Source organism: Dysgonomonas sp. ZJ709, assembly GCF_011039195.1.
Taxonomy (GTDB): Bacteria; Bacteroidota; Bacteroidia; order Bacteroidales; family Dysgonomonadaceae; genus Dysgonomonas.
In genome coordinates this window covers 63,259-75,663 of record NZ_JAAKEM010000003.1, presented here as the reverse complement: position 1 = coordinate 75,663, position 12,405 = coordinate 63,259, and the positions used below count along the sequence as shown (strand labels likewise).

Here is a 12,405-nt window from a genome sequence, read left to right as displayed (position 1 = left end):
TATTAGTGAGATCCCGGACCCTTCCTTATTTGATTTAACATAATACGAATCTCTGCAATCAACAGAGCTGTAAATAGAATAAGGAATAGGAAGAATGTTATTATCACAGAGTTGGTAGATATGGCTGAAACCGCGGCCTGAACGGGCAAAACATCTTGTATAGTCCAAGGCTGACGGCCCATTTCTGCTACTATCCATCCTGCTTGTCCGGCAATGTATGCGAGTGGTATAGACCATACACATGTCCATAAAAACCATTTTTTAGACTCCAGATTTTTTCGATATAAGAAGAATAGTACTGCTGTAAATAATAAAATGAAATATCCACCTAAATAAACCATAATGTGGAAAGCCCAAAATACCATTGGTATATTAGGTATTAATTGCTCAGGAGTTTCTAAATAGCCATAGCCAAAATAAGCATAGTTTTCACGTAATACTTCTTTAAATCGGGCTGCTTCTGTTTCGTTGCCAGCCTTTTTGGCTATTTTATAATCAGCAAGAGCTTGAATAGCTGTTCTTCCTTTAGTTTGTTTTTCAGTAAAAGATAGTGCCTTACCTCCTTCGGGTAGTTCATAACCACCTTCTACTATGTCTTTTATTCCGGGAACAAATGCATCGAAATCATTATATCCCATCAGCGAAAGAGCCTTAGGTATTTTTATGTCGAAAATATATGGTTCAATACCGTCATTATATGATTTTTTATCGGGGTTAGGTATTGCTACTGCAATAAGACCCTCACCATGTGAACCCTCGTAAAGGCCTTCCATCACAGCAAGCTTCATAGGCTGTTTTTGGGCAACTTGATAAGCTGATCCATGACCTGTCCATGCTGTTAATAAAGAAGCTACTAATCCAAAGACGGCAGCTACTTTCATGCTTTGTCTTGCAAATTCGATATCTCTCTTCTTGATGAAATACCAAGCTGATACACCTACTACAAAAACTCCACCTAATATCCAACAAGATAATACGGTATGGAAAAATTTATTGATGGCTACAGGTGATAACGCAATTTGCCAAAAGTTAATCATTTCATTTCGTGTAGTATCTGGATTAAATTCCATGCCTACTGGATATTGCATCCATGCATTAGCGATAAGGATCCATAGAGCCGATAGTGTAGCTCCTAGTACTGTAAGCCAGGTGGCAGCAAGATGGGCTTTTTTACCCACACGTTTCCATCCGAAGAACATGATTGAAATAAATGTGGCTTCCATAAAAAAGGCTAATGAGGCTTCGATAGCTAATGGTGCTCCAAAGATATCACCTACAAACCAACTGTAGTTGGACCAGTTGGTTCCGAATTGGAATTCAAGTATAATACCTGTTGCAACTCCAATTGCAAAGTTGATACCGAAAATAACCATCCAGAATTTGGCGGTTTTTTTCCACTGCTCGTTACCTGTACGAACATACATTGTTTCCATGATCGCCATGATAACCCCTAGTCCTAAAGTAAGAGGCACAAACAACCAGTGATACATTGCTGTCATTGCAAACTGGGCTCTAGACCAGTCTATTAATGATGCATTCAATAATTCCATAAACATTGAGTATTAGTTAATGATATCAGTCTTTTGATTTATTTATTAGTTCTTCACTTACATAGTCAGCCTTGCTGCTAGCATCGTCAAACTTTGAATTCAAGAAATTGGGAAAGAAAAATGGACGCAGAATTAAGAACATGATAATCAGTTTTATAATCACCAAAGTCCATAATGTTTTTCCTATCGTCATGCTTTTAAAGCCATCTCGAAACATAGTGAAGAAGTTGAATTTAGGTAATGTTTCGCTCATATCTATTCAGTTTATTAGTTATATCTATTGTACTTAGTAATATTTATCACAAACCGTATGTAAACAGCTGTTTACATATCTTTTGTTTTTTTGATACAAAAATTAATATATTGTATTGTAATATATTAACTCTTAGGAATGTATAATCTCTATTGTGTGTAAAATTATAAAAATATATCTTAAGCCTCTCCTATCGGACCATTACTCATCGGAGGGAGAAAACCTTCTGCATTGTCAATGTCTACATGCCCATTTTGTTTTTCATATCTCTTGATATTCTCATTCAACGCATGTAGCAAACGTTTTGCCTGATCGGGCGTTAATATTATTCGCGACTGTACCTTTGCTTTTGGTAATCCCGGAACTACCCTTATAAAATCAATAACAAACTCAGATGAAGAATGTGATATTATAGACAAGTTTGAGTATGTACCTTGTGCAATATCTTCGGGAAGTTCTATTTGTATCTGATTTTCGTTATCTCTATTGTTCTCCATTGAATTCTTAAATGTTTTTCAAATTTACTTTAATAAATGGTTTCTACACAAAGGAAAGAAAATCAGTTATAAAAACAAAATATAAAAACGATATTTTAAAGCACTATTATATTATTATTCTTTATTAGCCGTAACCTCTGCTTTTATACTGTAAACCGTTCTTTCTATATTGCCATTTTGTATCTCGACTTCTATTGGCTGAACTTTAGCTTTTCTTTTTCTAAGCACTATTAATTGAGCTATAGTTCCTATTACCCCTAAGCCTATCATTATAAACCGCATCTTCCCATAATCGAAGATCAAGAATGCAGTAATACAGACCATACACCACATAAAGGCTATTGAGATAATTCGGGCTTTTACACTTAAGCCTCCGCTTACCCGATTGATATAGTGACCAGTGAGTTTATTATTTAATAGTCTTTTGTGCAATTTTGGCGATCCTTTGGCAAATAAGAAAGCTGTGAGTAGTATAAAAGGTGTCGTTGGTAAACCGGGAGTTATTATTCCCATTAAACCCAATGTTAAAGTTATCAACCCCAATGATATGTATATATACTTCAGCATAATTACTTATTTATATTCGAAATCCCTTATCAGTAAAGGAAAAGCAAAGTAATGAAAAAACAGTGAATTATATTATCTATAACTCATCTTAATTATCTATAACATTACATTTTAACTAATTGCTTGCCAGAGTGTAAAAAATGTAGTATATTTGCGCCGTTAAAAATGCAGGATGATATATTGCTCTAAGAGTAGAGGTAGTTATTCTGTTCCCAAAAATTGGGAGGGTCTGTTTCTTTTCTGTGAGGAATTGGAAATCGGCTTTAGTGGTAACCTAATGATTATTTTATGAAGTATTTGAAGTACTTCTTGATTGTAGGCGTGGTCTTTATAAGTTTATCGTCGAATACAACAAGAACTTCTAGGCTTTCGGAAGGTATTTATCCGGGAAACCTGTTTCCTGATATACAAAATTTAGAAAACGTATCAGGAACAAAAATTAGTTTGTCTGATCTAAGGGGACAAAAAGTATTGGTAAACTTCTGGGCGGCTTACGATGCCTATTCTCACAAGAATAACGTTCTTTTTTCGAATGTAATTGAAAAAGAAAATTATCCGGTGAAAATGGTATCAGTATCGTTCGATGAAAGTGAATCTGTTTTTGAAAAAACAGTAGCTATAGACAAAATAACTGAAGAATATCAGTTTATGGCTAAAGGAGATGTTTATACAGACCTGTTCAACCGTTACCAATTGGAAAAAGGATTCAGAAACTACTTGATCGATGAGAATGGAGTAGTTGTTGCAATGAATTTAACAGCCAACCAATTAGATCAATTGCTGAAAGAAAATTAATTAAATTTACTATTTATTAAAAGCGTTTCATTTTTCGAAGTGAAACGCTTTATTCTTTATACCTTGTATTTTATTTGGTACTTTAAGATAAAACAATTACTACAAAACAAAGCATAATATGGGAAAAGGGTTGATTTCAAAAACATTAGACTGGGCATACTCAAAAGCAATTGTCGGTTTTACCGGTGTTGACTCGGCCTATGATTTAGCCAATAGTTATTTAGAGCAAAAAGGGACTCTTAGCCATCAAGTAGATTCTCTCATAAAATGGCAGGTAGCAAAAGCTGCAACCAGTGGCTTCGTTACAGGATTAGGAGGTGTAACAGTAATGCCTTTAACAGTTCCCGCGAATGTTGCCAGTGTGATTTATGTGCAAGTGAGAATGATTGCAGCGATAGCTTATATGGGAGGTTATGATATAACGAGTGATAAAGTGAAATCGCTAATTTATATCAGTATGGCAGGTAATGGGGCAAAAGAGCTTTTGAAAGATTTAAGTATAAGATCCGGAGAGAAAGTTCTGACAAAAGTACTTCAAAAAATCAGTCTAAAGGTTGTATCCACTAATGCCGGAGAGAAAACTGCGGCTAATATAGGAAAGGCAATTCCTGTTTTAGGCGGTATAATTGGTGGCTCTTTCGATGGTATATCTACAAAAATTATAGGTAAAGTAGCTAAAAATATTTTTATTGACAAGGATAGTCAATCTATAGAAGTTGTCGAAGTTTATAAGATATAATCTGTTGATAATTTAAATTTTACACCTTGTTTTATCGCTTTTTCAAATATCAATTCTGCTCTTTTATTATTGGGGTTAATCCATGACATGCAATCAGTTAGCACAACTATCTTTTTTGCCAATTCATCACATTCATCCAATATGTCATTTAGAGAGTTAGCTACACAATAGTCGGCAGCTTCACCGACTAATATAACTTCATCATAAGAATTTAGCAGAGATAACAGTTTTGTATTGAGACTGGTTTCTGGTTGTCCCTCCCACTCTACTGCTGCCTTAAATATGCTGTAATGCTCTGTCGATTGATTATAACCTTTATAGAATAGTTCGTAAAATTTGTTGTTGGAGATTGCCCAAGTAGATAAGCAGCCGATAAGATGTTTGTTTATAGCCCAACCTTCACTACCTAAAATACAATGCATTGGCCATATTGTACACACTTCCCCTTTTTCTGTAAGTTTTTCGAAGTAGGGAATAGCTAGCTCTTTATTATATTGCGGTATCCAACGACTATTACTAACATCGTCTAATGATATAGTAGTAAATGGAGAGGGAGTGTTTCCATCTTTATCTTTCCAATAGCATTGGTGAGCTATATGTATTGGTTGATGCGAGTCGAGAGTAAGGGCTACATAGTCGATTCTAGCTTGATTTTTATTTATGAAACTTACTATTCTTTCCATATCGCTATCTACTCCTTTTACAAATAACGACCCGGTAGGTGATGTAAAATCATTCTGAAGGTCTATACCTAATATTGCCACATTCGTTTTCATCTCTGTAACTTTATATATGATACAAATATAAACAAAAAAGCAACCCCGAGAGGTTGCTTCTTCTATCTAAGTAAGTAATGTTATTAATAACGAGCTTCTACTTTGCTCCAGTCAATAATTTTCCACAGTTCAGTAAGATGATCGGCACGACGGTTTTGGTAATCCAAATAATATGCGTGTTCCCAAACATCAAATCCTAAAAGTGGAGTTAAGCCTTTTGTTACAGGATTACCGCCATTTGGTTCTTTAGTGATTTGCAATTTACCTGCCGAATCTTTGGCAAGCCATGTCCATCCCGAACCAAATAAGCCTGTTGCAGCTGTATTAAATTCTTTTTTGAAGTTTTCGAAAGAACCCCATTCAGCATTTATAGCGTCAGCTAGTTTGCCTTTAGGTTCACCGCCTCCTTTTGGAGAGAATGTTTCGAAATAAATTGTATGATTAAGAATTTGTCCGGCATTATTAAATATAGCGCCATCGCTTTCTTTTACTATTGTTTCTATGTCAGCATTTTCGAACTTAGTTCCTGGTACAAGGTTGTTCAGGTTTGTAATATATGTTTGAAAGTGCTTACCATAGTGAAGTTCTACAGTTTGTTGACTGATAACTGGTTCTAAAGCATTAGTTGCATAAGGCAACTTAGGTAATTCAAATTTCATAGCTTTTGTTTTTTGATTATTATTAGTATTGTTTATATCTTGAGCCTTTACTCCGCATACAGTCAGAGCAGAAAGCATTATACATGTCAAAATTGTTCTTTTCATAAACATAATTTCTTAAATGAATGTACTAAATTAACAAATACAATCCGGATTTGTTTACTTTTTCGGTCATAATTAATATAGATTATCTTTAACTTTCATTGATAATACTAATGCGCTACTCATTATCAATAGATAACGTCTATTTATTTTCTATTTTTATTTCATTCCATAAAATATATTCTGCAGAATTATATACCTTTGTGACATACATAATTATATAAGGCACCTAATGCTATGATATTTTTAGATAAAGCATCCGTATTGTCAGAAGTAATAGAAGAAAATCATCAGTTGATACCTGTTCTAAACCGATTTGGTATAAAACTGGGATTGGGTGATAGAACAATTGGTGAGATATGTAAGGTATCGGATATTAATGCCGATTTCTTCCTTGCTATTCTAAATACCTACCTTAATGAAGAATATTTTCCGGAGCGTATATTGCAAAAGTTTGATATAGAGCTAGTCGTAGGATACTTAAAACAAACCGATATGTATATGGTGAAAGGTCAACTGCATAATTTAGAAAAACATATGCATGCTTTCATCGCCATGAGCGATCCTAATAACAAGCAATTAGAATTGATCGGTCGTTTGTTTTTCAAATTCAAGAATGAGCTTATCAGTCAGATAGAACAAGGAATGGTAGAAGGAGAAACTCCCCTAGCCTTACTTGTCGATCTTAAAAGTATTATTATAAAACATCTTTCAGGAAACTTCAACGAGAATATGTGCTACGCTGTAATATTTTCGATAGACAGTTTAGAAAAAGACTTATATAGGCATAATAGAATCAGGGAGAAGATACTTAAACCAATGATAGCCGATTTAGTAGAATCGGGTGTTGATGATTGGCAAGACCTAATATCTAATGACAGTTCACAGAAAGCAGATAAAGCTGCAATCTCTCAACGAGAGTTAGATGTGCTTCGCCTTGTTGCTATGGGTTTTCTAAATAAAGAAATAGCCGACAAACTGAATATCAGTTTGAATACAGTTTTGTCGCATCGAAAGAATATCACATCCAAATTAGGGATAAAGACTGTTTCCGGACTTATATTCTATTGTATCACGCATGGATATATTTCTGCTGACGAGATTGAATTATAATATGATTAATGTTGCTGGATAATTCCTCTCAACCATTTTACTAGAAGCATAATAGCAATAGCTGCCACAAGGCAAGCCGTAAAATTCATTAAGAAGTAATAGGCTTTATTATCGAAAGAATCCCACAAGCCGGCGACCATTCCACTTAGTTTATTTCCTATCGAGGTTGATAGAAACCATCCCCCCATCATAAATGATGTGATATTTTTAGGGCTGACTTTAGATGTCAGAGATAGGCCGATCGGGCTGATTAATAATTCTCCAACTGTAAGCACTCCATAAGTACAAATAAGCCATAGAGCGGACGCTTTGTCTGTATAAATATCTGTAAATATCACGGCGCAAGCCATTACTAATGACGATAGTCCCGTTATTAGCAGCCCCCATCCCATTTTGGCCGGAGTAGAAGGTTCTTTACCCTTACGTCGTAAAAATGTAAATATGCTGAGCACCAGAGGTGTAAGTATTATGATAAAAAAAGGATTTACCGATTGAAATATTTCGGTAGAAATAAGGCTTGTAGATTCTCCATCTTGTGGTAATTTGGCTGTGGCTGTATTTTTATAATAGTAAGGATAATCAATACCTTTCATTACTTTACCATTTTCGTCTATGATCGTTGCCATTTTACTGTCAAGTAAGATAACTGAATCCTTTTTATAAGTAATGTTTTCTACAAAGCCAAGCGCATTTGCTTTGTCAGCAATAGAGGGACTTATAGAGCGTTCTGTATAGTTCTCGGCAAAGGTGGTTAATGCTGTGGCATTTTGTTTAAACACAGCCCAGAATACAATCATGATAGCAAATATCGCTAACAAAGCTTTTATCTGTGGACGCTCATGCTTAGGCGATCTTAATATCAATGACGCGTAGAATATAATTACAGGAATAGTTCCTATAAGAAAAGCATCATTCGAGTCTGAACCAAATATATTGCCGGGTATGAGCCATCCTATACCACCGCAAATAATGGCGGGAACAAATACATACAGCAATACTTTACCAATATCGGAACCCGAATTCTCGGATTTTTTAATTATGTCCCCTTCTTTTATGTGACGTGTTCCGGATAAGAATATAATGATACCTATAAGCATTCCTACTCCTGCAGCTAAAAAGGCATATCCCCATCCATAATTATTGCGCATATATGCTGCTATGAAGTTACAAATGAAAGCTCCAAGGTTTATTCCCATATAGAAAATGCTATATCCCGCATCTTTATTGCCTTTGTATTCATCTTTGGCATATAGATTTCCCAGTAATGTAGATATGTTCGGTTTAAAGAAACCATTTCCGACAATAATAAGTAATATAGCGATCCACATAGCTGTTTCGCCCGGTATGGCAAGTGTGGAGTAACCGGCTGACATAAGGATTCCTCCCAATAATATTGATTTGCGATAACCTAATAATTTATCAGCAATCAAACCTCCAAGAAAGGGTGTCAGATAAACTAATCCCAGATAAGTTCCTACTATATCGGCGGCACTTGCAGGCGAAAGACTCAGTCCATCGGCATCCTTCAAATAAAGAAGGAAGATACCCAACATGAGGTAATAACCGAAACGTTCCCACATTTCGGTGAAGAACAAATATTTTAATCCTTTTGGGTGGGCGCTTACTTTCTTTGTCATATATTGTTTTAGATGTGTTTTTCAAAAATAAGAAATATACTTCTTTGTCTAATGAACTAACCTTGAATAATTATATATACTTTTGCAGAAATATTTTACTGAACTCAATAATGAATTAATCATGGATAAATTAAACAGGTATATTTCATTCGAATTACTGCTGGCTCTTCTCATTATTATTGCATTCTTTCTTCCATGGATAGATGCCGGATTGGTTAAAGTAGTTGGTTGGGATATTCCCAGAACTCAAAAGTCTGTAACTAAAGTGACCAATTTCTTTTCAAAAAATAAAGAATCTATTTATCAGACTTATGCTATATTCCTAGTTCCTGCGTTCAGTCTTTTATCAATGATATTCTGGATATATATGAAACAAACAATATCCAGAGTTATACTATTTATCAGCGGACTATTCGGATTTATACTATCTATCTATTTGTTCTTCAATCTTCCTAAAATAGGTAATGGCGTATATTTACTATGTATTTCGTCACTTATCTCTATAATATATTTATTCTTTAGCTTTAAGAGCATGAAGAAAGTGGATAATACAGAAGAAAATATTGAACTCCTGCCAAAGCAAGATAATGTATTAGAAGAATAATTAATCTTCTTCTACAACCAGATTGTCGATAATAAATTCTTGTCGTTCGGGTGTATTTTTACCCATATAGAAGTTAAGCATATTGCTTACAGAGTCTTCTTTCTTCATTGTCACACGGTCGAGACGAATATCTTTTCCTATAAAGTGCACAAATTCGTCGGGTGAAATCTCGCCGAGACCTTTAAATCGGGTAATTTCGGGGTTTACTCCCAATCTATTCATAGCATCAATTCGTTCTTCCTCCGAATAGCAATAAATTGTTTCTTTTTTATTTCGAACACGAAATAATGGTGTTTGCAAAATGTAAACATGATTTTTCTTTACCAAGTCTGGGAAGAATTGTAAGAAGAATGTAAGTAATAGCAAACGAATATGCATACCATCAGTATCAGCATCGGTAGCAATGATTATCTTATTATAACGTAGTCCATCCAAACCATCTTCTATATTTAAAGCGGCTTGTAACAGATTAAATTCCTCATTTTCGTAAACTATTTTTTTAGTCAGTCCAAAGCTATTCAACGGTTTACCACGAAGACTGAATACTGCTTGTAGATTAGGATTACGGCTTTTGGTAATTGATCCACTGGCCGAGTCGCCCTCTGTGATAAAAATAGAACTTTCATCCAGATTATCACCTTTAGTATCATTGTAATGGATACGGCAATCACGTAGTTTTTTGTTATGTAAATTAGCTTTTTTCGCACGCTCGCGAGCCAGTTTGGTTACACCGGCAATTGCTTTGCGTTCTTTTTCTGACTCAAGTATTTTCCTAAGTAAAGCTTCTGATGTATCGATATGTTTGTGGAGGTAATTATCCAGTTCTTTTTTCAAGAAATCACTAATGAATTTTTGAACAGATACACCACCGGGACCCATATCTCTCGAGCCTAATTTTGTCTTAGTTTGAGATTCAAAAACAGGCTCTTCTACTTTTATACTGATAGCAGCAACTATACCGGTGCGTATATCGGCATAATCGAAATTTTTATTGTAATATTCTTTTATAACACGTGATACTGCTTCACGAAAAGCCGACTGATGGGTTCCTCCTTGTGTTGTATGTTGACCATTTACAAACGAGTAGTATTCTTCACCATATTGATTGCTATGTGTTATAACAACTTCTATATCTTCATCTTTCAAATGAATGATCGGATAGAGTGGCTCAGAAGTCATATTCTCGTTAAGTAGATCTACAAGACCATTCTTGGAGAAGAATTTCTTACCGTTATATATGATTGTCAGCCCTGTATTCAAAAATACATAGTTTTTCAAAAGATTCTCTACATAGTCATCTTTGAAAATATAGTTAGTAAATATTGTACTGTCAGGGATGAACTCGATTAATGTACCATTCTCTTCTGTAGATGGCTGTATTTTGTCCTCTTTGGTGGTAATTGCCTTACTATATTCGACAGCTGTAGTCTGCCCTTCGCGGAAACTTTGGATTTTGAAATAGCTCGATAAAGCATTAACTGCCTTGATACCAACCCCATTCAGACCTACAGATTTTTTAAAGGCTTTAGAGTCATATTTGGCTCCGGTATTCATCTTAGAAGAAACGTCCTTGACTTTCCCTAAAGGTACACCACGACCGTGGTCGCGAACGCGGACTTCTCCATCTTGTATAGTTACTTCGATTGTTTTACCGAAGCCCATCATAAATTCATCGATAGAGTTGTCTAATGTCTCTTTCAGAAGTACATAGATACCATCATCAGCAGATGAACCGTCACCCAATTTTCCAATATACATACCCGGACGTCGGCGGATATGCTCCTGCCAATCAAGGGTTTTTATATCATCATCCGAGTAATTTCCATCAAGAGGTAAATTATCTTTTTCTTCTTCCATAAACTATCTTTATCCTTTCTTTATCGATTTCTTTTGTAAAAATATGAAAAATATCGGAGGATGAGAAATTATTTAGTCATCCTGTTTCTATTCCTTGTCTTAGTTGAGATGCTTTATATATGCTACACGTCTCTTATGATTTTCCGCATCGAAACCATCCCATAGAGATGATACTTTATTGTTCATTTCCAATTCGGGATTGGATTCGGCAAATTTGAAACCACATTTAAAAGAAGAAGGTATAAAGTCATTGAATATAATCGCATTAACTCCTTTTCCCTGATATTCGGGAGCAATCCCGATTAATAAAAGGTCTACTACTTTATTTTTCTTTCCTTTCAAATCTCTTAGCAACGGATACCATCCAAAAGGAAATAGCTTACCTCTCGATTTGATTAATCCTTTGGACAGACTCGGCATTGCTATAGCAAAGCCTACAACTTCGTCTGTTTCTTCTTTTATGATGATAGTGACCAGATCCCAACGAAGGAGTGGCACATACATATTTACATAATAATCTATTTGCTTTTGTGTAAGCGGTGCAAAACCGTATAAAGGCTTATAAGCTACGTTAAGCAAATTAAACAAGGCACTAACGTATGGTGTAATCTGTTTCAGGCTTTTAAACTTTAATACTTTTAAGCCATATCGTTGCGAGATCATATTGGCTATACGTTGATGCCTTTCGGGAACGGCAGTCGGTACGGGCATACGGTATTCGTTCCATACCACTTCTTCCTCAAACCCAAGACGCTCTATTTGTTCTTTATAGTACGGGTAACTATAAGTTGTAGCCATGGTTGATACTTTGTCGTAGCCATGTACAAGCAACCCTTCGTGATCTAAGTCGGTAAAGCCCATCGGGCCTACTATCGCTGTCATACCTTTGCTGATAGCCCATTTGGTCGCTGCGGCAAATAAGGCATCTACTACTTCGTTGTCATCAATGAAATCGACAAAACTAAAGCGGGCATTTCTTCGCTCCCATATTTCATTGGCATTATGATTAATAATTGCTGCTATTCGCCCTACTATTTTATTATCCTTGTAGGCTAAAAACAATTGCATTTCGCAAAAATCGAAAGCCGGATTTTTTTCTACATTGAGGGTTTCCAATTCATCTAAAATCAATGATGGAACATAATAAGGGCAATCCTTATATAATTTGATCGGAAACTTGACAAATGCTTTTTTTGCAGCTTTATCACTATTACTTATTTCTTTTATAATTACAGACATGCGATATTATTAATTCA

General features: G+C 35.2%; 13 protein-coding genes. 4 read left to right on the top strand and 9 right to left on the bottom strand.

What is annotated here, in order from left to right:
- Positions 1-2 precede the first annotated feature (2 nt).
- From G7Y56_RS03700 to G7Y56_RS03685, 4 genes are all read right to left on the bottom strand, one after another.
- Positions 3-1,550, bottom strand: a complete 1,548-nt coding sequence (locus tag G7Y56_RS03700; protein ID WP_165041187.1) for a cytochrome ubiquinol oxidase subunit I — start codon at positions 1,548-1,550, stop codon at positions 3-5.
- 25 nt (positions 1,551-1,575) lie between these two features.
- Entirely contained in the window at positions 1,576-1,803 is a 228-nt protein-coding gene (locus tag G7Y56_RS03695) for a DUF4492 domain-containing protein (RefSeq protein ID WP_165024738.1), read from the bottom strand.
- Positions 1,804-1,982: 179 nt separating this feature from the next.
- Positions 1,983-2,300, bottom strand: coding sequence for a DUF3467 domain-containing protein (locus tag G7Y56_RS03690; protein WP_165041186.1), 318 nt, complete (start codon positions 2,298-2,300; stop codon positions 1,983-1,985).
- Between the two features lie 114 nt (positions 2,301-2,414).
- Complete coding sequence (locus G7Y56_RS03685; RefSeq protein WP_255498630.1) at positions 2,415-2,867, bottom strand: YbaN family protein; 453 nt, start codon at positions 2,865-2,867, stop codon at positions 2,415-2,417.
- A gap of 288 nt (positions 2,868-3,155) precedes the next feature.
- Between G7Y56_RS03685 and G7Y56_RS03680 the strand changes: the two genes are divergently transcribed.
- Complete coding sequence (locus G7Y56_RS03680) at positions 3,156-3,662, top strand: peroxiredoxin (protein WP_165024734.1); 507 nt, start codon at positions 3,156-3,158, stop codon at positions 3,660-3,662.
- 118 nt (positions 3,663-3,780) lie between these two features.
- Positions 3,781-4,401: an EcsC family protein gene (locus tag G7Y56_RS03675; protein WP_165041185.1), complete on the top strand. Its 621-nt coding sequence runs from the start codon at positions 3,781-3,783 to the stop codon at positions 4,399-4,401.
- Here G7Y56_RS03675 and G7Y56_RS03670 read toward each other — a convergent pair.
- Positions 4,389-5,177, bottom strand: coding sequence for a hypothetical protein (locus tag G7Y56_RS03670; RefSeq protein WP_165041184.1), 789 nt, complete (start codon positions 5,175-5,177; stop codon positions 4,389-4,391). The genes G7Y56_RS03675 and G7Y56_RS03670 overlap by 13 nt on opposite strands.
- A gap of 83 nt (positions 5,178-5,260) precedes the next feature.
- Positions 5,261-5,836, bottom strand: a complete 576-nt coding sequence (locus tag G7Y56_RS03665) for a superoxide dismutase (RefSeq protein WP_165041421.1) — start codon at positions 5,834-5,836, stop codon at positions 5,261-5,263.
- 339 nt (positions 5,837-6,175) lie between these two features.
- Between G7Y56_RS03665 and G7Y56_RS03660 the strand changes: the two genes are divergently transcribed.
- Positions 6,176-7,051: a helix-turn-helix transcriptional regulator gene (locus G7Y56_RS03660; protein ID WP_165024728.1), complete on the top strand. Its 876-nt coding sequence runs from the start codon at positions 6,176-6,178 to the stop codon at positions 7,049-7,051.
- A gap of 5 nt (positions 7,052-7,056) precedes the next feature.
- Here the strand turns inward: G7Y56_RS03660 and G7Y56_RS03655 are convergent, their stop codons facing one another.
- On the bottom strand, positions 7,057-8,688 hold the full coding sequence (locus G7Y56_RS03655; protein ID WP_165041183.1) for a peptide MFS transporter: 1,632 nt from the start codon (positions 8,686-8,688) through the stop codon (positions 7,057-7,059).
- Positions 8,689-8,809: 121 nt separating this feature from the next.
- Here G7Y56_RS03655 and G7Y56_RS03650 point away from each other — a divergent pair, with 121 nt between their 5' ends.
- A complete protein-coding gene (locus tag G7Y56_RS03650) occupies positions 8,810-9,292 on the top strand; it encodes a hypothetical protein (protein ID WP_165041182.1) in 483 nt (160 codons plus the stop codon).
- Here the strand turns inward: G7Y56_RS03650 and G7Y56_RS03645 are convergent, their stop codons facing one another.
- Positions 9,293-11,149: a DNA topoisomerase IV subunit B gene (locus G7Y56_RS03645; protein ID WP_165041181.1), complete on the bottom strand. Its 1,857-nt coding sequence runs from the start codon at positions 11,147-11,149 to the stop codon at positions 9,293-9,295. It lies immediately after the preceding gene.
- A 99-nt stretch (positions 11,150-11,248) separates the two neighbouring features.
- Positions 11,249-12,388 carry a hypothetical protein gene (locus tag G7Y56_RS03640; protein ID WP_165041180.1) on the bottom strand — a complete coding sequence of 380 codons (1,140 nt, stop codon included), beginning with the start codon at positions 12,386-12,388 and terminating at the stop codon, positions 11,249-11,251.
- Positions 12,389-12,405: the final 17 nt, after the last annotated feature.

Coding starts and splice junctions, on each gene's coding strand:
- G7Y56_RS03700 (WP_165041187.1), bottom strand. CDS start 1,550: ATGGAATTATTGAATGCATCATTAATAGACTGGTCTAGAGCCCAGTTT.
- G7Y56_RS03695 (WP_165024738.1), bottom strand. CDS start 1,803: ATGAGCGAAACATTACCTAAATTCAACTTCTTCACTATGTTTCGAGAT.
- G7Y56_RS03690 (WP_165041186.1), bottom strand. CDS start 2,300: ATGGAGAACAATAGAGATAACGAAAATCAGATACAAATAGAACTTCCC.
- G7Y56_RS03685 (WP_255498630.1), bottom strand. CDS start 2,867: ATGCTGAAGTATATATACATATCATTGGGGTTGATAACTTTAACATTG.
- G7Y56_RS03680 (WP_165024734.1), top strand. CDS start 3,156: ATGAAGTATTTGAAGTACTTCTTGATTGTAGGCGTGGTCTTTATAAGT.
- G7Y56_RS03675 (WP_165041185.1), top strand. CDS start 3,781: ATGGGAAAAGGGTTGATTTCAAAAACATTAGACTGGGCATACTCAAAA.
- G7Y56_RS03670 (WP_165041184.1), bottom strand. CDS start 5,177: ATGAAAACGAATGTGGCAATATTAGGTATAGACCTTCAGAATGATTTT.
- G7Y56_RS03665 (WP_165041421.1), bottom strand. CDS start 5,836: ATGAAATTTGAATTACCTAAGTTGCCTTATGCAACTAATGCTTTAGAA.
- G7Y56_RS03660 (WP_165024728.1), top strand. CDS start 6,176: ATGATATTTTTAGATAAAGCATCCGTATTGTCAGAAGTAATAGAAGAA.
- G7Y56_RS03655 (WP_165041183.1), bottom strand. CDS start 8,688: ATGACAAAGAAAGTAAGCGCCCACCCAAAAGGATTAAAATATTTGTTC.
- G7Y56_RS03650 (WP_165041182.1), top strand. CDS start 8,810: ATGGATAAATTAAACAGGTATATTTCATTCGAATTACTGCTGGCTCTT.
- G7Y56_RS03645 (WP_165041181.1), bottom strand. CDS start 11,149: ATGGAAGAAGAAAAAGATAATTTACCTCTTGATGGAAATTACTCGGAT.
- G7Y56_RS03640 (WP_165041180.1), bottom strand. CDS start 12,388: ATGTCTGTAATTATAAAAGAAATAAGTAATAGTGATAAAGCTGCAAAA.